Genomic DNA, 23017 nt, shown 5'->3' with positions numbered 1-23017 from the left:
GTGCATGTGCACCTTTGATATATGATTAATCTCGACTCGTCTCTCACTGATTCGCATAAGTTTTCAATTATTTTCTGCAAAGGTACGGCTCGCCGGCAAGACGGACAATACCTAAAAATAATGAAATTTACTATTCAGACTATAACGAATAAGTAATGATTGAAACAACAGAATAGTTATTCATGTTTCAGCCACATACTTGGTAATACTTCTTTTTCACCTTTTTCATTTACCAGTTCCATCTGCAATACGCCTCCGTTACAATCGAAGTAACGCACCTCTATCGGATGAAGCCCGGCTTTCAAAGCCTTCTGCACAATAATCTCTACCGGCGAATGTGCTCCATCATTATCTCCCAACAATTCACCGTCAAGCATTAATGTGCTACCGTCGTCCGAGAGAAGGGCAAATGTATAGATACCATCGGCAGGAACTTCCAGATAGCCGGTCAATACCAGACCGATATTTCCTTTCACCTCTTCGGGAATGGATACCGATTCCACCACATACTCCCCTTTGACAGGAGCTGCATCCATATCCGCACAAAGGTTACCACGGAAATCGTGCCATACTGCTTTCAAGCCGGGCTGCAAAGCAGCCGGAGCAGTCACCGCCTCCGCATAAGGAGCCTTTACATACTTGGTACGCACCACATCCGAAGGAGAACCATCCGGACGGAAAGTGCGGAAAGCGAAATCCGTAGTCTTCCCAACTTCCAAAGCACCGTTATAAAGAGCTGATTCTTTGGTAGGCATACTACCGTCTGTTGTATAACGTATTTCAGTACCGGGTAACGGGCAAGTCAATTCCACAGTTGTTTCATCAATAAATGCATTCACTTTATAGAATCCCTGCAAATCAGGCACCCGATAATTTACCCTCATCACATCCATCCGCTTAAATTGCGGAACAAGCTGACGATAGAACTCTTCGAGACCCGGTTTAGCTGCCGGCTCCGCCCAAGCTATCTCACTCAATGCTATCATACGGGGAACAATCAAATATTCAATGCGCTTCATGGTCGGAATCCATTCAGCCCAGAGATTCGCCTGCACCCCCCAGATATATTTCTTCTGTTCCGGCGATAACCGCTCGTCTGCACACGGATCATACGCAAGTATTTTCTTTACTGAATTCTGATCCTGCGCATAATCGAAATAGAAATATTCATTCGGACAAGCAATCACTTTCTGCTTTTGTGCAGTTGCCGTAGGCAATGCATCTTTCGCCCAACTTCTCCACCAGGTAATAGCAGCATCGGAAGATAATCCGTCGGATACCACTTCATCCCAACCTATGAGTTTCTTTCCGTTGGCAAGGAAGAATTTCTCCATGTCACGTACAAACCATGCCTGAAGTTCTTCTACCGACCCCAGTTTCTCCGTACGAATCCGTTTCTGACAAAGAGGACATTTCTTCCAGTTGGCTTTTTCCACTTCATCACCACCCATGTGCACATATTCATAAGGGAAAAGTTCAAAAACTTCTTTGAACACATTCCGGCAGAACTCCAGTGTTGCGTCTTTGCCCGGACAGATAGGAGAAGAGAATGTCTCCCCCCACCCGATTAATCCGTCGCACGCCAATTCCGGATATTGACCGATAGCTGCCAGGAAATGTCCCGGCATATCAATCTCAGGAATGACATCAATTCCTCTTTGCGCAGCATAGGCTACTATTTCTTTTATATCATCGTGAGTGTAATAACCTCCATACAGTGTATCTCCTTCCACAATACGTATCTTATCTTCCGGAATCAGGAAATCGGCATTATCTTCTTCTTTCGCACGTGCCATACAGGTACGATCCTGCGTATTGAATTTACGCCAAGCCCCTTTTTCCGTAAGTAACGGATATTTCTCGATTTCTATACGCCAACCTTGATCGTCGGACAGATGCCAATGGAACTTATTAAGTTTATACAAAGACATCAGGTCTAACACATGCTTCACTTCTTCCTTATCCCAGAAATGACGGGAAGCGTCCAACATAAACCCACGCCATTCAAACCGTGGCGCATCTTCTATTTGCACGACAGGGATAGAATAATTCTGTTTCTCTCCCTGCACTTCTATCGTTGCAGGAAGCAACTGGCGAATAGTAGTAATAGCAGAAATAATGCCTGAATAGTCAGTTGCCTCTACTCGAATATACTCCGGTGCAGACTCAAGCTTATAAGAACCGGGCTTTCCAATAGTATCTTTCAACTGAAAATACATATCTACCTGACTCTTATCGGTAGTGACTTCAACAGAAGACGATATGACATTCCGAAGAATTTCCTGCAGGTATCCGGCAGCGGGAAACAACGACTGATCGGAAACTCCGATTTTCATGCCATCTTTTAAAACAAACGAGCCCGACTGCTCGGTCAGACTAACGGGGGTAGGCAAGATTGCAATTTCTTGCTTGACGGTAGACGTACAAGAAGAAAAAACACAAACTGACACAATGAGTAAAGAACTACTTAATTTTTTGAACATGCGGTTAACTATTTAATAAATGATTTGTCCTGTTTTTAATTGACCATCTATATATAATACAACTAAAAGGCATAAAGTACTAAAAAGGCGGAAAAAGTTTTTTTTGCGACTTCATGTCACAAACTCCTATTAATGTTTATCTTTGCTGCCCAATCCCATTACAAACAAATCTAAAGAATCACTTCAATGTCAAGAGAACAAATATTAATCAAAACCTCATGGATCAGTACAATTGGCAATGCAATCCTGTCCGCATCCAAAATCATCATCGGTTTGTTTGCCGGTAGTTTAGCCGTAGTCGGCGACGGTATCGACTCGGCAACCGATGTTGTTATCTCTATCGTTATGATTTTTACGGCACGCCTCATCAACCGCCCTCCTTCAAAGAAGTATGTATTCGGCTATGAGAAAGCGGAAGGGATCGCAACAAAGATTCTATCACTCGTGATATTCTATGCCGGCGCACAAATGCTGCTATCGTCCACTAAAAGTATCTTTTCGGATGAAGTGAAAGAAATACCATCGGCTATCGCCATCTATGTCACTGTATTTTCTATTATCGGTAAACTCTTACTGGCTTCATACCAGTACAAACAGGGAAAGAAGATCGACAGCTCCATGCTGACTGCAAATGCCATCAATATGCGGAATGATGTTGTCATCTCAACAGGTGTCTTATTAGGATTGATATTTACTTTCATCTTCAAATTACCGATACTCGATTCAATAACAGGATTGATAATCAGCCTCTTCATCATCAAATCTTCCATCAGTATTTTCATTGATTCGAATGTGGAACTGATGGACGGAGTGAAAGATGTCAATGTATACAACAAGATATTCGAGGCTGTAGAGAAAGTGCCCGGTGCCAGTAATCCGCATCGCGTCAGATCACGAATGATAGGAAATCTCTATATGATTACCCTTGATATAGAAGTGAATCCGGAAATCACGATCACGCAAGCTCATGAGATTGCCGATTCGGTGGAGAAAAGCATTATCAATTCGATAGATAACGTATATGACATTCTGGTACATGTGGAACCCGCCGGTAAATGCCAGACAGGAGAAAAATTCGGGGTCGATAAAGATATGGTTTAATCCATCTCTACACAGAGATTTTTTCACTTTCCTCTATCACCTATCACCAGCACTTCTAAAAACCTTTATTCATGGTACTTTCAGGGATGGTGACAGGTTGTTTGCAACCTATCACCACATCTATCACCTATCACCCTGCCTGATCAATCAATGATCAATAAGGAAAAAGAATGAATCTCTATACGATACATTGGTTTCAGCCGCTTGAAACTTTAGTTTCTCCAAAGAATACAATGTTTTCCCCGCAAGGGAACTGTTGTTTCCCCTATGGGGGAACTATGGTTTCTCTACGGGGAAACTACAGTTTCCCATAGGGGAACAAATAGTTTCAACGCATGAAACTAAAAGTACCGTGCCGGGAAACTATTTTTATGACCGGTTAATAACTAATCTTCACCCCGGCAAAGAAACTTCTCGGCAAAGAAGGACCGTAAATGTAACCGGAATCCCGGTTAGCTCCTCTGTCAAAGTCCTTCTGATAAGACTCGAAAATATTCTGAACTCCACCGTTTAATTGCAAATCAACTGTTTTGTATAGCTTGAAGTCATAAGCCAGTTTCACTCCCAAATCAAAGAAACGAGGTGTTCTGATTGCTTCCGCTTTTCTTTCAGGCATTTCACCCAGTTTGGCATTCTCGGCAGTGATATCCATACGTTGCACTAACATTTTGCCGGTATATGTTCCTGACAGGGCGATAGACAAAGGTTTGACGGGAGTATATGTGGCAGTAAAATAACCGTATGTATCGGGAGTACGGAAAATCTTCTTTTCTGCCGGTGCATCATCATGCCACTTATGTGGTTCATCGTATCGGCTACGCTGTAAAGTCAATCCCGCTTGTATTTGCAGGATAGACAGATAAGCCACTTTACCTTCCAGTGTCAATCCCATCACTTTAGCACCGGGGCCATTGCTACGTGTTTTCACTAATATACCATCACCACGGTCGTAAGGTTCGCCCAATACAAAAACATCGGTCAGTCTTGTATAAAACCCCTCAATCAACAAGTTCGTCTGGAATGCTCCGAAACGATGATACATATCTGCAGAAGCACTGAAACTTTGGGATTTCTCTTCTTTCAAATCCTTTGCACGCTCGATCATAGCCACTGTTCCGCCCACATTTTCAATATGCATATCCTCATCAAAAGCCTGCGGAGCACGAAATCCGGAAGAATAGCTCAAACGCAGGTTAATATTCCGGGTAGGATTAAAACGCAAGTTGGCACGGGGACTAAAGATCACATTATCCACCATATTATGCTTATCCAGACGACCGCCAATCAGAATTCCCCAACGGTCGTTCTTCCATTCGTTCTGCAGAAAAGCACTGTAAATATTCACCGTCTGATCCGTGTGACGGTCATATCCCCACATGTTATCTTTCAGGCGGTCACGGTTATATTCAAGCCCTGCTGTGAGATCAGAAGGCATAAAAAGGCACTTGCCAAACGTATGTACGTATTGTGCGCCCCCCATAGCGGTTAAATCCGTCGTCTTTCCATAGGCTTTCAGAGGATCGTTGCCCGGTCCGTAATAACTGTCCCGGTCTGTATTGGCAGCCGATGCAAAGACACTTAGACGGTTCTTTTCATCCGGAGAGAAATAATCGAATTTCAAACTTCCACCATCAATAGAATGTTGCAACTGCTCTGCAATATGCGCTTCGTGAGGAGGACGGTTCAACATATCCCCTCCACGACGAAATTCCTGCATATGGTGATATTCAAAGGTCAGTTTGGAGTAAGTACTCGTTTTCAGATAAGAGCGGAAACCCACTGTTTGATTCTTCAACTTGGGCAGTTCGGTAAATCCGTCTCCGTCATAATCATATCCTGACCGGTGGCGGTTCTGTCCAAAGATATACAATCCGGCACGATGATCGTCCGTCACCAATGAGGCATTCAGCGAGGTGTTGTTATCGAATGAGGAGCTTCCTCCCAAAGCAGTAATGGTGTGCGATAGCTGACCGGAATTGCGTAAAGGCTCTTTAGTGATTATATTAATTGTTCCTGCAATAGCCGAAGAACCGAACAAGGCGGAGCCTCCCCCACGCATCACTTCTACACGTTCAATCATACTGGCAGGAATCTGTTCCAGCCCATACACTCCGGAAAGGGCACTGAATACGGGACGCGAATCGATCAGAATTTGCGTATATGGTCCGTCCAGACCATTGATGCGAACTTGCTGGAAACCACAATTCTGGCAATTTGTCTCCACACGCACTCCGGGCTGGAAGTTCAGTCCTTGTGATAAAGTAGAAGAGTTAGTGGTTTCAAAAAGTTTCAGGTCGACGACATTCACTAAAGTAGGAGCCATACGGCGTGTCGTTTCACTCCGGTTGGCGGAAACCACTACTCCGTCGAGAGCAATCGCATCCTCTTCTATTTCAAAATCTTCTTCCAGTGTCTTTCCTTTTTTCAGAGTTACGTTGCGGGTCACTGTCTTGTAACCTACTGAACTAACTTCCAGTATAAAATTTCCTTCCGGCAAATTCTTCAAAAAATAATGCCCGGTAGCATCGGTCACCGTTCCTATGGTCGTTCCTTTCAGTGCAATGGTGATGTACGGAAGATGTTCTTTCGTTTTTTTATCCAGTACATGACCTATTATATTCGCATCGGATTTCTTCAGTTCAGGGTAGTCCGGATGTTCAGCCAATGCGTGTGACAGAACACAACACAGGCCGATCAGGACTAAAAGATATTTCTTCATTGTCGTTAGTCTTTTAATGTTTTAATTCAAAAAAAATAATAGAGGGAAAGGGAAGCAACAATCATAAATCGTTGTTCCTAACTAATAATAAATGCTATTCCCGAAAAGTATAGACTAAGCGACAGGAGGCGCCCTAAGAGATATTACGCCCGGACAAGTACGACAATACCGCATACCTTGCGGACGGGCAAGCAGAATACACAAGAAAGAGAAAACGGCAACAATAAACGCGGGTAATAGTCCGCTATCTGTCACCAATATGTGATTCAGGAAATGAAGTAGCTGGAATTCAACCGTCGTATGACTATGCTCACTCCCCTTCTTGAATGGATGCGAATGGACAATCGTAACCCCGTTTACCACATGTGAGTGAGTAAACAAAGTGATTCCTGCCATGTACGAAATAAACAGTACAGGCAGAAAATACTTCATTATATGTAGGTACAATTGTTTCATCCGGTAATTTTGCACATCTATTCCGTGCAGTAAAGTCAGAGTTCAGTTTGTTTTTTGCAAAGATAGGGATTGTCTCTATACAAAACAATCCCTATTTATAACGATTTTAAATCTTAACCGAATCTTAATAACTTATCTTCACCCCTGCAAAGAAACTTCTCGGCAACGACGGACCATAGATATAACCGGAGTCACGGTCGGCTCCTTTATCGAAGTCATTCTGGTAAGCATTGAAAATATTCTGTATACCGGCATTCACCTGCAAGTTCATCGACTTGTAAAGTTTGAAATCATAGGCAGCCTTCAAACCGATGTCGAAGAAGTCTTTGGTATTCACCGTTATCGGGTTTTCAAGGAATCCCGGCACAGGTTCGTGGGGAACCAGCATCGAACCGGTATATGTACCGGAAAGAGCGATAGATAATGGTTTTATCGGGGTATAGGTTGCTGTAAAGTAACCGTAAGTATTCGGCGTACGCATCATTTTCTTCACAGCCGGAGCGTCTGGGTTCCATACGTGCGGTTCGCTGTAATGGCTCTGCTGCAAAGTGACTCCTGCCTGAAGCTGGAATTTAGTCAGATATGCCATCTTTCCTTCTAATGTCAATCCCATCACACGGGCTCCCGGTGCATTGTAGCGTGTACGTGTCAGGATTCCGTCCACTGTCTCTCCGTCGGTAAGGGCAAATACATCTGACAGCTTTGTATAGAATCCTTCTACCAGAAAGTTAACCTGAAACGCGCCAAAACGGTGATAAATATCTGCCGAAGCACTCAAGCTCTGTGATCTTTCTTCTTTCAGATTGTCCGCCAGTTCAACCATCGCCACATTACCGCCTACATTCTCCACGTGCAAATCTTCGTCGAAGGCCTGCGGAGCACGGAAACCGGATGAGTAACTGAAACGAAGATTGATATTCTCAGTCGGATTATAACGCAGATTGGCACGCGGACTGAATATCACATGGTCAATCAGATTATGCTTGTCCAAACGACCGCCAATAAGGAATCCCCAGTGCTCATTCTTCCATTCATTCTGAAGAAAGGCACTACCGATATTCACTTTTTGGTCTACCGTACGATTATATCCCCACATATTATCTTCCAGTTTATCCTGATTGAATTCTATTCCGGCAGTCAGGTCGGAAGGCATGAAGATACATTTTGCGAAACTATAAACATATTGCGATCCTGCCATCCAGTTCAGGTCGGTGGTGTTTCCGTAAGCATTCAGATCTTGTCCGCCACCATAATAGCTGTCACGATTGATATGCTGCGCGGATGCAAACACATTGAAACGATGTTTCTCGTCAGGTGAGAAATAATCAAACTTCAGTCCTCCGCCATTGATCGAGTGTTCGGTCTGCTCCGCCACATTCGCTTCGTGGGGCGGGCGGTTCAACAAGTCTCCTCCCCTACGAAATTCTTCCATATGGTGATATTCAAAAGTCAGTTTCGAATAAGTCGTTGTTTTCAGGAATGAACGGAAACCGATTGTCTGACCATGCAACTTAGGAATCTCGGAATATCCGTCTCCATCATAGTCATACGCAGAGCGATGGCGGTTCTGACCGAAGATATACAAACCGGCACGTTGATTATCCGTCACAAGAGATGCGTTTAATGCCGTACTGTTATCAAAAGCGTCTCCATCGCCAATTCCCGTAATTGTATGGGATAACATACCGGAGTTGCGTATCGGCTCTTTAGTAATGATATTTATTGTACCGGCAATGGCAGATGAACCGAATAAGGCCGAACCGCCTCCACGCATCACTTCCACACGTTCTATCATGCTGGCAGGAATCTGTTCGATACCATATACACCGGAGAGTGCACTAAAAATGGGACGGGAATCGAGCAGGATTTGCGTATAAGGACCATCCAGTCCATTGATACGCACCTGCTGGAAACCGCAATTCTGACAATTGGACTCTACACGGACGCCTGGCTGAAAGCTCAACCCCTGCGCCAAAGTCGTAGAGTTGGTATTCTCAAAAATTTTCAAATCTACTACATTCACCAGTGTCGGAGCCAGCCGGCGGGTGGTTTCATTACGATTGGCAGATACTACTACGCCATCCAAAGCAACTGCGTCTTCTTCTATTTCAAAATCTTCTTCCAATGTACGTCCTTTCTTCAGCGTCACATTTCGTCTGACGGTTTTATAGCCCACCGAACTAACCTCAAGCACAAAATTGCCTTCGGGAAGATTTTTCAAGAAATAGTGCCCGGTAGCATCGGTCACTGTTCCGATGGTAGTACCTTTCAGGGCGACTGTAATATAGGGCAAGTGCTCTTTTGTGTTTTTATCAAGAATATGACCAATAATATTGGCATCTGACTTACGTAATTCGGGATGATCCGGATATTCATGAGCTTGTCCTTCAAGGGCAGGCAACAATGCGCAGCACAGGCAGACAAGCGAAAAGATATATTTCTTCATTTTTCGTTTGTTATTCATTTTCGATAAGTATTCACATGGATAGACAGACAATGCCCTACCTCATGCAAGGTACGGTATCATCATTCAAAGAACGGAGAAACGAATAACCGGAGGTGCTCTAAGTCCCACTACCCCATGATACGGACAGTGATAGTGAGCATATTGCGAACGTCCGAGCAGAAAACACAATAAGAAAGGAATAAAAAGGGAAAGAGCAAAAACAATAGCTGCACCGTCTGCCGTCAAGTGAGACAGAAAATGAATCTGCAGCAGTTCGACTGTAGAGTGTTTATGTGCCGCCCCTTTCTTAAACGGGTGTGAATGGACGATTGTCACGCCATTGACCACATGCACGTGGGCAAAGAATGTAAAGCTTACCAGATACGACACAAACAGTATCGGTAAGAAGTAGCGTGTAATATTCAATAACAATCGTTTCACCTCATTTTTTCTTTGAGGCGGCAAAGATACGAACTATTTATTTAACAATCAATGATTATACAAAATTTTGTTAATATACCGCCGAAGCTATGATTTGAATAAACAGAATCAGGAATACCATAGCAATCGGATAAACTGTTGCATAAGCTACGCTCGGTATGTTACTGTCTACCATTGAATCGGCAGCAGCAAGTCCCGGAGTACTCGTCATACCGCCCGTAATAGTCCCCAACAAATCGAGCAGGCTGATTTTAAATACCAGACGTCCTACAACGGCTGCAACAAGCATCGGCACTAATGTGATGGCAGCCCCCACTCCGAACATCAGCAATCCGCTTTCCTGAAAAGTGGCTACCAGATTCTTACCGGCAGAAGTTCCTACTTCGGCAAGAAAAAGAAGCAGACCCAACTGGCGCAACAACTGATTAGCAGGTCCGGACATAGACCAGATAATAGGTCCTGTCTTGCCAATCGCACTTAACACAAGAGCTACCATCAGCACTCCGCCGGTCAATCCCGGAGAGAATGACAGACTATCAGAGAAAGATATATTTATTTTGCCGAACAGCACTCCCAATACAATCCCCATCGCAATAGGGAAGAAGTCCGTATCGGACAGTTTCTTCGCATTGTTCCCCAACAGGCGGGCTACTCCTCTAATCCCCTCTTTCTCACCGACCACCATCAACTTATCACCAAATTTTAAAGCAAGATCGGGAGACGGAGACAAATCAATACCGCTTCGACGAATGCGGGTAACCGTGCAGCCAAAGTTCTTCTGTAAGTTCAAATCCCCCAGTTGTTTATTTATCATATCCTTTTTGGTCAACAGCAAAGATTCTATTTCCTGCGTTTTATCCAAAGGCAGTTCACCTTCTTCTCTCTTACCTACCAGTACAGCAAGCTGATCCAGCGCTTCTTCGCTACCTACGGCTTGTATATAGTCTCCTTCACGCAACACTGTATGAGCTGTAGGAATGGATATCTCATCATTGTGTTTCAGACGGGAAATAACGGCACCCGTCATACCACGCGCATTAATTTGCATCAGGCTGCGATCAAACACATTCGAATTGGTGACACGATAAATACAAGTAGTCAATTCCGGGAATTGTCCGCGACGTTCTATTTCCAAACGACGGGCTTCTTTATCTAAATCCACCCGCATAATTTTAGGTAACAGCTTGACAAACAGAATCACACCGATCACTCCAAACGGATATGCGATACCGTAAGCAATGGATGCCAAAGGAGAATTGGTACTGTCGATAGCAACCGCCAGACCCGGCGTACTGGTCAACGCACCGGCAATCAGACCGACAATACTCGGTGTGTCAATATCAAATGCGTACTTCAATCCGACTGCGGTCAGGCAGGCGGAACAAATAATAAGCATAGTAATGAGAATGAGCGTCTTTCCTTTACTGCGGAAAGAATCGAAGAATCCGGGCCCAGCCTGAATACCGATGGTAAAAATGAAGAGCACCAAACCGAAGTTTCCTAATTCTTTAGGAATGATAACACCAAAATGCCCGAAAAGAAGGGCAATGAAAATAACTGCCGACACATCGAGAGATAATCCTCTGATTTTTATTCTTCCCAGCATAAACCCCAATGCGACAATCAGGAAAAGGGAAAAATAAGAGGAATGCAATAAGTCAGTAAACATAAAAATAAAGGTTAGTTAGTTTAAGGGCGCGAAGGTACAAAAAAGTCTCCAGACGCACAGCATCATGGAGACTTTTATGAGTTTTACTAACCTGATTCTTTTACTTTCTTAATAACTGGTTACCATATCTTCCGAGACACAGATATAGAAATCCGCACGACCTTTATTTTCTTCATCCAGTTTATCCGTGTTTTCCTGACGTACGGAAGTAACCGTCACAACGCTTGTCCCGGGACGATATTGAAGCAGATAGGGAATAATCCCACCTTTCCAGTCGGAATGATAGCTTCCATTAATATGCAGAAATTTGTCTTTCATATTGTGAGCTATAAACCACCCCATTGTAGCATCCTTTACAGCCTGTGCCTGTGCCAACTTATAATTATCTCCGGATTTTTGTCCTCCCATCATATTCATCATGCTAAAAGCTGCCTCACTCTCCTTTTCATCATAATTGAAAGAAATGGGCAAAGGGGCAATGTATCTTTTAGCCTCATCTGACAGTGAATCCAGCACTTCAAGTCCCCCGTTTTTCACTGCATTGGCATAACGGCGGGGTACATTTGTGGCGATAAACGGAATCTTATTCTCTTTAGCAAAATAGACTACCGGAGAATAATCCGTACTATAATTAGGCCACAAACGAGCCTCTTCTTCAAAACGATCGTAAGAAATTTTACGCTGCAAATATTCATTCAGGATCAGTTGGTTATCGCTCTCCATCATTTCTTCTCCCAACATCAGTTTGTCCTTATGAATATGGTAAAGGGAACGGGTTATTTCAAACTCCAGCCAGTGAGTGATAGGACAATTATGCATCTCTCCTAAGAAAACGACATCATACTTCTCCAGTTGCTTTATCAACTGGCTGTAAGTAATTGCTTTCCCCGCATTATCATATAACACGTAGGCAGGCTTGTCCACTCCTACCTGTGCACAGGTAACCATTTGCAGGCAAAAACACCCCCAAATTATAACTAATAAACGCTTAATCATTTGCTGTTTCATTCTTTAATTTATTATTACTCAAATATAATAGCACATAATTATCCAAGTCAATCCATTCTTTGAAAGCTTTACGCAACTCAACCGGAGTTATCTCATCAAGACATTGTTCGTATTGTTCAAAATCAGCTAATGATTCCCCATTTTTAAGTAATCCGACCAGCGTGGTACGCCATGCCGCCGGTGATTTTTCATTCAATGCTTCACGTTTTGCCAAGAGGAAAGAGCGCTTGATGGTTTGTAATTCCTGTATATCTACTTCTTCTTCCTTCAGCCTCTGAAGAATTTCTTTCAACAAACGGTCTATCTGCCCCATATTCCGGTTATCGGCAGAAGCATTTATGTCAAAGTAGAATGTACCCCACGGGATTCCCTCATAAAACAATGAAATATAAGGAGAATAGACCAATGACTCCCGCTCACGCAAGACTGAAATCAGGCGGTTACGAATTACATCTCGCATCAATTTCAACATGAGTGTATTCTTTTGGCAAGGCAGGTAATGACCGTAAAGTAAATAATCAAACAAGGTCTGTGTCTCGTTATCATTAGGAAATCCCTCTATAAGGGTTTTATCCGGTAGTTCAAAACTAGGATAAGAGTATTGCACCGTATTTCCTGAAACCGGAATTCTTCCGAATACAGACACAAACTGGCGCATGAGCGAATCCGGATTGAAACTACCACATACAACATACGTAGTTCCTTCGGGACGTGTATACAATTTCTTATAAAATCCGGCTATGGAATCGAGGTTCAACCGTTCTGCAAAAGAGCGAATAGATGGACGCATAATAGATGCTCCCATCAATTCATTGATGCGGGCAGACAACTGACGCCCTGAATCCCTTTTCAGCATTTTCTCCAACATGGTTTCTTTCCCTTCATTCTGCATCAATCCCTGACGTATCTCTTCAAAATCTTCGTATTTCAGTTCAGGATCAAAAATCTTCTCATAAATCAAGTTGAAGAATTCCGGCGCATTAGCAGTGGAAGACATTCCCATAAAACCATGCCAATGATTTTCCATGGCTACAGTGATTGACATTTCTTTCTGAAAAAGATATTCTGAGAGAATTTGACCATCTACTTTCGCAAGACCTCCCATATCGATATATCCTCCAACACCTTCTAACAAAGGATATTCTTCGTCGGACAAGGAAGAAGTGCCGAGGGGAGCGAAAGAAGTCAGATACAAGGTGCTGTCAGAATCCTGTGTGGGCTTCATTATTAAACGAATACCATTTTTCAGCTTTACTTCCCTAACCCCCATTTCATTATAGACATTGATATGAGCAATCATCGTAGCATCAAAAGGAGGACGGATAGCCAAACAAGCGGGTGTTTCTACCGGCACTTCCTCTTTTTCTTCCTGGCGAACATAAGTATAAGGTATACATTCTGCCCGTTCACCTTCTGCCCACGCTTCTGCTATTTCCTGTTTTGTCAATGGCATCCCCAACCCCGGATGAGAATTACAGGCAACAAGCATAGCTTGCTTCTGATAAGTAAGCCATTCTTTCAGCAGTAATTGCAAATCGTTATTTTGCACATGCAACATGGCTTCTTTCAATTGCTTCCGCTCCGCCGGGGCAGTCATATAACGATCACCTGATATTACATAATCAGTAAAATCATCACAGAAATAAATAGAAGAACGCGCATCGTCAGGATTGCCTTCAGCTAGCTGATTGCAGAATTGTGTACGGACATCTGCCAGTTCCTCCTTGTCCCATCCTTCACGAATCAAACAGTTTAATTCGGCTACGGCAGTAGTTATAGTACTTAGTATTTCGCTCCTGTCGTTTCCCTCTACTGCCAATACCAAATGATTCTTATCGCTCAAATACCAGGAATCAGATAGATCCGCTTTGATGTGACGCCCCCGAAAACGTTGTGTTATTGCCCGAAGCAGTAGACGTCCGGTTTCTTTCTTGACAGCATCGTTTATAGTGCGTTCAACCACACAAGGATGAGGAATCATCAACTCCACTTTCGTATGGTTACGCAACGAATCTCTGACTTCCGATATTTGAATACCTTTTGCATACTCCAACGGATAAATGCGAAAATCTTTAGCCACACGTTTCTTTAATGAAGAGAAACCTGCTTTTATCTTAGCCTCTATCTCATTGGGAGAAATATCTCCCACTACCACTAATGTAGCCAGTGAAGGAGTATACCATTTATTATAATATTCTTTGAGTACTTGAGGGGTCACTTTACAAATATCATCGGCAGTACCCAAAGGGATATGGTTTCCAAAAACACCCTGTCCAATCTTCAACTGATAGAATTCATCATTGAGATCATAACTTCTCAATTCCTCCAGAATGATTCCTTTCTCATTCTCCACTTTCTCCGGAAGAAAAGATATTCCGTCGAGCCAGTCACGTATAATCAACAACGAACTGTCAACAACAGCCTCCTGCCCATGATCTGTGGGGACAGCAAACATATAAATGGTACGATCGTAGCCTGTGAAAGCATTGATATCAATTCCGTATTTCACTCCCTTAGATTCCAGATAACTCACCAATGAACGTTTGGGAAAATGCCTGGTTCCACCAAATGCCATGTGTTCGAGGAAATGAGCACATCCTTTCTGATTCTCCGTTTCCTGAACAGAACCGACACGCATAATCAAACGGAACTCTACCCTTGAAGCAGGAACAGCGTTTTTCAATATTAAATAATGCAGTCCGTTAGGCAAATACCCCTCTACAGTTCCTTTTGGAAGAGAAATCGGAGCAGATTGCGCATACCCAGGTATATACACACACATAGCAGCTATTAAAATAGCTGCTATGGAAACATCCTTATACAAGTTCTTATTATTTCTTCTCATAGGTCACTGTTACATGGGTATATCCACCGGCATTCATGTGGTCTATCAAAAATTTAAAGGTCATCTTTTTAGCAGTAAAATCAATACTACCGGTAGACTCTTCAAAATTTTCCGGATCTTCCCAACCATCTTCGTCAATACCTGTATTGCACAAATAATAATCGGGTTCTGCCCTTCCCCCCTGTTCATAGATTTCTTGAGCAGTTGGATCTGTTTTCATCAATTCTTGTTGCCGGGTCCATGCACTAAAAGTATATGAGAACGGAACTGCTTTTATCGGATCACCATAAGAGTCTGTTCCTTCTCCTATATAGTCTACAGTGGCAGTAGAAGAAGTAATATCTTTAAGTTTTATACCGTTCAATGATGCGGAGAAGCTTTCATTGGTATTTTTATTCCAATTAATCTGTTCCATCAAGGTCTGTGATGCCGGTGACTCTGTCCAATACTCGGAGTCTTCGACCGTTTCGGCACGAAATACCCAATATAGATATTCGGTTAATCCCATCGGGTTGTCCACCATTTTCAACACAGGCATTTCAGCCGTAGCCTCCTCACTCAAAGTAATAATTGTTTTCCCGTCGTATTCTTTTGTGAACGCTTGAACAAAAGGAGTTAAATATCCATCTGCAGGACTATTTACCACTGTGTGACAAGAAACGATTCCCAGCCAGTCTGTCAAATCAATGTTATATTTAGTTTTATAGCCTTCAATCAATGCCAATTGTTCCTCGGAAAGTTCCGGTATTTGCGGATCGGGTTTCACACGCACACTTAACACTGCATTCAAAGCCATATTCTCTACAGGAATAGTAGAAATGCCAATCTGAAAATAAGTATCTACAGCCAACAGATTTTTCTGATTGGATACAACTTGAAAAGTCGCTTTCTTCTGACCGGCCTGAATAGTCACCGGATTATTTACCAGTTTTAAAATACCGGCTTCGTCATCCAATACCTCAAAATTAAGTGTAACATCCTGCTCACAAGCTGTAGTAAGATCGACATTTACCGTCAGGGGAGTTGCTTCCGCTTCTTCAATCACCGGATTTTCTGCAGATAAATAAATCTTATTAACGCCTGTATACCCAGTATCTTCTTTATCATCTCCACACGATGTGACAAGAGACAACAGGAACATTCCCATTGTATAAACAAACAGTTTCTTCATTTCTTTTTTCATTTTATTGATTCGTTTATAATTAAAATTATCAGTTCTCTATTTTTGTCCAACCTTCATTCTGTGATACATTCTCATTATACAGATATTCTCCTCTCGGAATGGGGAAAGTCCAACGGTAATCATCCGCCTGAACACGTTTGTCTGTTGCCATCGTACCGGAAGTATTCCAATCGGACAGTACTCCCTTACGACATCGCTTCAAATCAAAATAGCGTTCCCCCTCTCCTACAAACTCTTTCCATTTTTCTTGAAAGATAGCCTTTAGAAGAGGCTCGCCGGACAACTGCGTATCCAACAAAGTGGCATTACGCTGTTCCAAATACCGGTTCATCACCCCGACAGCTTGTCCATCGTGCCCCTTTCCGTCACGACAGTATGCTTCCGCCAGAATAAAACAGGCACCAGCCACACGATATTTATTGATATATTGCGGCTCTATCTTCTCCCAGTTCATTTTATTATATTTACCCAAACAATTCTCCATCGTCGTGTTGCCCAATGCATCATCCGTCATTTCTTTGGTAAATACAGATGCTCCCGAACGAATATCTCCATCAGCATACAAGGTTATCAGGGAACTATTCACTGTCATGTAATCCCCTTTATGTGTATCATAATTTATACCGGTATAATAGCTGCTGTTTGTAAACAAAGAAAACACCCGTTCTGCACAGGACGAATTGCTCCACAATGTAGCATACACCGTTTCACCAAGCACATCATAGCCGCCTTTTTCATCGATCACCTTTTGTGCATACTCTGCCGCCTGCTCATAATTATGAGCATACAGTTCCAATTCCGCCCACATATAATAACCGCTATACTGTGAAAACCAATAAACATCCGAAGGATTATTCTCCACCGTCAAGGCCTCCTTGAGCAACTCACGAATGGCAGTCACACATTCCTCAATGCTCGACCGATACAGAAATTCCAATTCCAGCTGATCCTTCAATATGATTCCATCCTTTTCCGGCCCGTCTTCATAATCCGGTGCAAAAAGCCGGAGAAGATTGAAGTAGCAATAAGCTTTCAACAATTTCGCTTCGCTCACCACTGCTTGCAGTTCTTTCGTCTCTTCAGTTGTAGATACCGATATGCCATCTACACGTTCCAACACTGCATTCGCTATAGCTACCGCCGCATAATAGTCAGACCAGATGGAAACGGCGAGATCTTCTATGGGTTGCGTCTGCCATTTATAAAGATTATTCAAACTCGCATCCCGGGAAATCCAGGAAGTTGTTTCAAAATCATCGCCTAATACCGATAAGTCAAATTCCGGACTTGGCAACTGCTTGTAAGCAGTAGCCAACAACTCACGGGCAGTATTCGGCGTTGTTATGGCATCCGGATCCGAAAACTGATTTTCATACGGAATATTCAATGAGCAGGCAGTGAAACAAAGTGTCAGGAAAAGACTGCCTATCACTGTTTTGATCCGACTTTTATTTATCATTTTTACAATCATCATATCCATCCATGTTTAGAAAGTCAAACTCAAATTAATGGTTAACACTGGCTGCATCGTACCCGCCAACGAACCTGTTTCCGGATCAGATTCCTTATAAGGAGTAATCATAAACAGATTGGATGCCTGGAAAGCAACGTTGGCATATTTAATGAAATTACAGTTCTTCTCCAGAAATGTGTGCGGAACACGATAACGCAATGACACCATTGACAGTTTCAGATAATCACTCTTTCCAACAGTTTCCGTATTCGGATAATCCAGTGAGGCGATAGCCGAAGAACTGTAAAAAGGAGAATGGTACGTCTTTCCTTCATCTCCTTTCTCAAACCACATATTCTGCAATTGCCCTTTTATGGCATTTTTATTAGCGTCATCGGAAGAGCGGACGTATGAATAACTATAAGATTTAACTCCGCCAAATACATAATAGAAATCCATATCCAAATCAAAATCACGATAAGAAAAACTTAAATTGAATATACCACTGTAAGGAGGGGTCGCATGACCCAAAGCTACAATGTTCTCTTTCGACGGATTTTCCGTGGCTGGTATTTCGCGCCCGTCTGCTCCCTGAAATACGGGAAGGCCTGTAATCGGGTTAATCCCCAACGACTTCAATCCATAAATCATATCATACGATTTTCCTATCTCATAATCAGGAATAATAGCTTCTTCACTTGCATATAAGCGATCGGCATAATATAAATCGACTACCTTATTACGATTGTACGCCAGTGATCCGCGTAGCGAAAGACGCCAATCAGAAGTATCAAGTACTTTCAGGGAAGCGCTCAATTCGTAGCCTTCATTGCGCAGCACGCCAATATTGCGTTTCATCGTGCTGAATCCATTAGACAACGGAACCGGAACATCAAGCAAAGCATCGCTTGTCTCACGCCGGTAAATGTTGGCGTCCAAAGTCAGACGTTTGAATAGTTCAACCGACAAACTAATATCCGTAGATGCTGTCTGCTCCGCTTTCAGATCGGTATTATAAAGTGCGAGTAACTGCAGGAGACGTGCATTTCCATAATAATCAGTCGAATAAGAAAAAGTACCAATCGTTGATGAAGCAGACACTCCCGCCAAATTAGCCATTCGCCCGTAAGAAGCCTTCAAGTTCAAGCGGGAGATTACATTATTATCTTTCAGAAAAGGATACTGGCTGATCGTCCATCCCAAACCGATAGCCCATGCGGCATTCCAACGTTTGGATTCAGGAAGGATAGAAGAAGCGTCCGCTTTGTAGGTCGCGAAAAGATCGTAAGTATTATCAAAACTATATCCCATCACCAGCCCCACTCCCAGTTGGGCAGTCTTTTCCTTATAAGAACCGACCACAGGTTTTCTATTACCGGAAATAGACTGGTTGATAGCGGATGGTGACATTTGCGTACCCACTCCATATCCTGTAATAGAAACATTATCCGCATCCGTCATATAATAATCCATATTCCCGCCAATAGTAAAATCATGTTTCTCCGCAAATATCTTGTTATAAGTGATGCGGACATTCGATGAAACATTCGTTGTCACGTTTTTCTCTTTGGAGAGCTTTCCACGCTCTGCTTCATCCACCCCGCTGTTTCGTTCGCTGATAGAAGTAGAAGGCACCAGCGTCATGCCTTCATTCAAAAGCATATCAATACCTGCTACAGCATCGATACTCAATCCTTTCAGAGGTTCCAAATTCAAACTCCCACTTACTCCACCGCGTTTGTCTGTCGATTTACTGTTGTACTGACTTAGCAAATCATTATAAGTGTAATCTGAAGTTTCATTAGAAAAAGAAACTAATTTTCCCGTCTTTGTTTCATAAGGATTGAGTTGATAGATCAAATCGGTAGGAGAATATGAACTTCCATTCGGCGTATCTGTTTCAGAATATCCCGCATTGGCACTTAATGATAAATATCCCACCCTACCCAGTTGCTGGTCAAGGCTCATAGTGGCAGTAAAACGATGTGTATCATTCCCCGGCACACGTCCTCCTTGCTGGGCATAATTGGCAGATACATAATAAGACGTTTTTTCCGATCCGCCTCTGACACTCAGATTATGACGTTGATAGGTATTTAAATGAATCAGTTCGTCGAACCAGTCAGTATGAATGGTGCGCAAAGAATCGAGTATTCCCTGCCCTTCGGCTATCATTTGGTTCAAATTCGGATCATTGGCGAAATACTTCCTATAGTAATCCTCACTGTACCGATAACCGGGAGTAGAACGATTTTGTAATCGGCGCTCCAGTTCCAGTTTCTCGTCCGTATCCATCATCTCGACTCCCCTGCGTCCACGAGTAGTAATACCCATATTGAAACTGTAACTGGTAGTTGTACGTCCATCGGGATTCCCGCGCAAGGAAGTGATTTCTATTACTCCATTGGCGGCTTTGATACCATACAAGGCACATGCCACAGCATCTTTCAACACCTTTATTTCTTTAATGTCCGCCGGGTTAAGGGTCATAAAGGCATCGGATGAGATTACCTGTCCGTCCATTACATATAGTGGTTCATTCGCAGCATCCCCTTCGCGAAAAGACGAGTTTCCACGAATACGAATTTCCGGCTTCGAGCCCAAATCACCTGTATTGGTAACAATCAGTCCGGGAACACTTCCTTGCAATGCTAACGACATATCAATCATAGGTTTGCTATTCAGACGTCCCATATCTACATTCTGCACTACACCGGATTTTGCACGAATATCCAACTCATTGATATTCTGCCGTGCCACCACGACCACCTCATCCAATGATTTGGCATCCTGCTGCATAGCTGCATCCTGTATATTCTGTCCCGTATACTTTTCACGGACATCTTTCATTCCGATAAAGGAGAAGATAATCATGTCTCCTTTTTTCCATCTTCCACGCAACTGATAGCGTCCGTTAGCATCAGTCACCGTACCAAATTGAGTATTTCCAATACGAACCGTAGCGCCAGGAAGCGGTTCTCCCTGATGATCTGTGACCATACCGGTCAGCACAATGTCTTTTTGTTGGGCATAGGTAGCTTGAAAACTAATGGCAGAAATGAAAATAACTACAAAAAAAGAAATAATAAATGCTCTCATTTTAGCGTTTTGTTATAAACAATTATCCGGACCGCAAAATTAAATACTTAATGCGGCCCGGACAATCGCAACAAATTGCTATATTATTTCTTAGTAATACCTAATAACAGTTATTTTTAGTTTCACAAGAGATACTTTTATCTTCAAATTCGAGTGTCACATGATGAATATCCGCTTCTTCCAACTTATTTTTAATTGAACATTTTATCTCTTCCATTCTCTCTACGTCATCAATGACAACATGGGCTGTCAGGGCAGTTTCCGTTGTGCTCAATGCCCAGATATGTAGATGATGGCAATTCTCCACACCGGGCTGTTCCATGATAAGTTGCTGTATCTTTTGAGCATCTATCCCCACCGGCACTCCATCCAATGACAACCGGAGGCTATCGTGAAGCAATCCCCAGGTAGAGACAATAATAATAACAGCAATGCCAAGTCCGATAATCGGGTCAATGATACTCCATCCCGTATACGTAATAATAATACCGGAAGCAACTACACCGACAGATACCAGTGTATCTGCTGCCATGTGCAAGTAGGCTCCTTTCACATTCAGGTCCTTATCTTTATCTTTCATGAAAAGCCATGCAGTAAGCGCATTGATGACCACTCCCACCCCAGCTGTCCATGCGATAGCGGAACCATCAACCGAAACCGGATGAAATAATTTGTCTATGCTCTCGGCAATAATAATGCCGACAGCAACCAACAGTATAACTGCATTTAATAAAGAAACAAGTATCGTACTCTTCTTATATCCATACGTGTAACGACTATTAGGGTGAACTTTCTCCAACCGGAAAGCTAACATGGCAAGCACCAGACTGGCTACATCACCCAAATTATGCCCGGCATCGGAAAGTAACCCCAAAGAATTATAATAAAATCCTACTCCGAATTCTACTATGACAAAAGTAATATTCAGAGCAATACCTATGATAAAAGCTTTATTGAGCGATGTCAAACGATGACTATGTTCGTGATGATGAGGTTCCATTATATATATTGTTATTATATCTAATTATATAAAAAACATCTTATCAGGAGATTAGTTCATCCCTTTCCGCTTTTGGCAGTATTAACGGCTGGCAAGTTTTTCCAGAAATTTGTTCCGGTCTACCATATAACGTATATGTATTCCTTCTCCGAGCAATCGTTTTTCTAACATAATTTCTGATTCTATATTTTAGTTATGACTATTCTTCTTTTTAGCAGACTGGTAGAACAGAAATGCCAACAGAACAAAGAAAGCCAAAAGTATCGTAATCATCTCTGTCGTATATGCCATTGGTTCTACCCATATTTCATGAAAGATATTCCAGCGTCCCAATACTTCTACAAAAGTCCAGAACACTACTACCGTAGCAATAGAAAAGCGCATGGCATATCCCCATTGAGTGATTTTCAACAGGCGTTTAAACATAAAAAACGAACCTGCCAGACAGCCGAAAGCAACTATAGCAGTAACAGGACTATGCTCGCCGACAAAATTCTCATCATAACAGAAGAGTAGCACGAGATAGCTCGTCCACATGATGAGATTTAACTCCATAAAAGTAACAATCGAGGTATGACGTGTCATCGGCCGTACTACAATCGTGGTGGTACTCTTACGGAAAAAGACTTTTTGAAGATAGGTAAAGAAGTCGCATCCGCTTTTTATACTGAAAATGTAAATCAGCATAAACATCACCCAAAAACCGAAGGAGGAAGGCATAATTAAATATTCCGGTTTTGTCACGACTTCACCGGCAGCGTTCAGCAATGGTTGCACTTCATAACGATGTGCATAATATACGTAGATAAACTCTATCCATCCGGTCCAAAAGAGTAGTCCTCCGAATAATCCCCATAACGTCTGTCGTGTATCTCCTTTTGCAAACACTCCAATAATCACCATCACCAGACCTGCTGCTCCCATCGTGAAAGCCGCATAGTGAAGAGCTGTGGATGAGAGCACATGCTCCATAAAAATCATTAATGCATGCCCCAACGGCATAGTAAACAATACAATCAGGAAAGAAGTAATCCCTGTCAATACACTTTTTCTACTGTAACCACCTTTCATTTTCTTCTTATTTTGAGTTTTTAATCATCAATTTAGTAAAAGA

At 42.6% G+C, this 23017-nt stretch carries 14 protein-coding genes; 1 reads left to right on the top strand and 13 read right to left on the bottom strand.

Annotation, left to right across the window (positions count from 1 at the left end; all coding sequences use genetic code 11):
• Positions 1-176 precede the first annotated feature (176 nt).
• Positions 177-2483 carry a family 20 glycosylhydrolase gene (locus tag AAHJ11_RS18940; protein WP_320974785.1) on the bottom strand — a complete coding sequence of 769 codons (2307 nt, stop codon included), beginning with the start codon at positions 2481-2483 and terminating at the stop codon, positions 177-179.
• A gap of 186 nt (positions 2484-2669) precedes the next feature.
• On the opposite strand from AAHJ11_RS18940, the gene AAHJ11_RS18935 reads away from it, so the two are divergent.
• Entirely contained in the window at positions 2670-3584 is a 915-nt protein-coding gene (locus tag AAHJ11_RS18935; protein WP_148367634.1) for a cation diffusion facilitator family transporter, read from the top strand.
• A gap of 379 nt (positions 3585-3963) precedes the next feature.
• Here the strand turns inward: AAHJ11_RS18935 and AAHJ11_RS18930 are convergent, their stop codons facing one another.
• From AAHJ11_RS18930 to AAHJ11_RS18875, 12 genes are all read right to left on the bottom strand, one after another.
• A complete protein-coding gene (locus tag AAHJ11_RS18930; protein ID WP_320979256.1) occupies positions 3964-6303 on the bottom strand; it encodes a TonB-dependent receptor in 2340 nt (779 codons plus the stop codon).
• 114 nt (positions 6304-6417) lie between these two features.
• The gene (locus AAHJ11_RS18925; RefSeq protein ID WP_148367632.1) at positions 6418-6759 is read right to left on the bottom strand and encodes a hypothetical protein; all 342 of its coding nucleotides are present in this window, start codon (positions 6757-6759) and stop codon (positions 6418-6420) included.
• 124 nt (positions 6760-6883) lie between these two features.
• Entirely contained in the window at positions 6884-9205 is a 2322-nt protein-coding gene (locus AAHJ11_RS18920) for a TonB-dependent receptor (RefSeq protein ID WP_148367631.1), read from the bottom strand.
• 84 nt (positions 9206-9289) lie between these two features.
• On the bottom strand, positions 9290-9670 hold the full coding sequence (locus AAHJ11_RS18915; RefSeq protein ID WP_148367630.1) for a hypothetical protein: 381 nt from the start codon (positions 9668-9670) through the stop codon (positions 9290-9292).
• 46 nt (positions 9671-9716) lie between these two features.
• The gene (locus tag AAHJ11_RS18910) at positions 9717-11315 is read right to left on the bottom strand and encodes an aspartate:alanine exchanger family transporter (RefSeq protein ID WP_148367629.1); all 1599 of its coding nucleotides are present in this window, start codon (positions 11313-11315) and stop codon (positions 9717-9719) included.
• A 108-nt stretch (positions 11316-11423) separates the two neighbouring features.
• Positions 11424-12323, bottom strand: a complete 900-nt coding sequence (locus tag AAHJ11_RS18905) for a ChaN family lipoprotein (RefSeq protein WP_148367628.1) — start codon at positions 12321-12323, stop codon at positions 11424-11426.
• Entirely contained in the window at positions 12304-15168 is a 2865-nt protein-coding gene (locus AAHJ11_RS18900; RefSeq protein WP_320979257.1) for a M16 family metallopeptidase, read from the bottom strand. Before AAHJ11_RS18900 ends, AAHJ11_RS18905 begins: the two co-directional genes overlap by 20 nt.
• Positions 15155-16351 carry a DUF4929 family protein gene (locus tag AAHJ11_RS18895; RefSeq protein WP_320979258.1) on the bottom strand — a complete coding sequence of 399 codons (1197 nt, stop codon included), beginning with the start codon at positions 16349-16351 and terminating at the stop codon, positions 15155-15157. The genes AAHJ11_RS18900 and AAHJ11_RS18895 overlap by 14 nt, the downstream gene beginning before the upstream one ends.
• Before the next feature lie 28 nt (positions 16352-16379).
• A complete protein-coding gene (locus AAHJ11_RS18890) occupies positions 16380-17825 on the bottom strand; it encodes a RagB/SusD family nutrient uptake outer membrane protein (RefSeq protein ID WP_195649951.1) in 1446 nt (481 codons plus the stop codon).
• 12 nt (positions 17826-17837) lie between these two features.
• Positions 17838-20903, bottom strand: a complete 3066-nt coding sequence (locus tag AAHJ11_RS18885) for a SusC/RagA family TonB-linked outer membrane protein (protein ID WP_148367624.1) — start codon at positions 20901-20903, stop codon at positions 17838-17840.
• A 100-nt stretch (positions 20904-21003) separates the two neighbouring features.
• On the bottom strand, positions 21004-21903 hold the full coding sequence (locus AAHJ11_RS18880) for a cation diffusion facilitator family transporter (protein ID WP_148367623.1): 900 nt from the start codon (positions 21901-21903) through the stop codon (positions 21004-21006).
• A gap of 189 nt (positions 21904-22092) precedes the next feature.
• On the bottom strand, positions 22093-22974 hold the full coding sequence (locus tag AAHJ11_RS18875; RefSeq protein WP_148367622.1) for a hypothetical protein: 882 nt from the start codon (positions 22972-22974) through the stop codon (positions 22093-22095).
• Between the last annotated feature and the right edge of the window lie 43 nt (positions 22975-23017).

Source organism: Bacteroides sp. 90-K9/2, assembly GCF_047310725.1.
In the GTDB taxonomy this organism is placed as follows: domain Bacteria; phylum Bacteroidota; class Bacteroidia; order Bacteroidales; family Bacteroidaceae; genus Bacteroides; species Bacteroides vicugnae.
The sequence above is the reverse complement of the archived record's forward strand: the minus strand, read 5'-3'. Positions and strand labels throughout refer to the sequence as shown.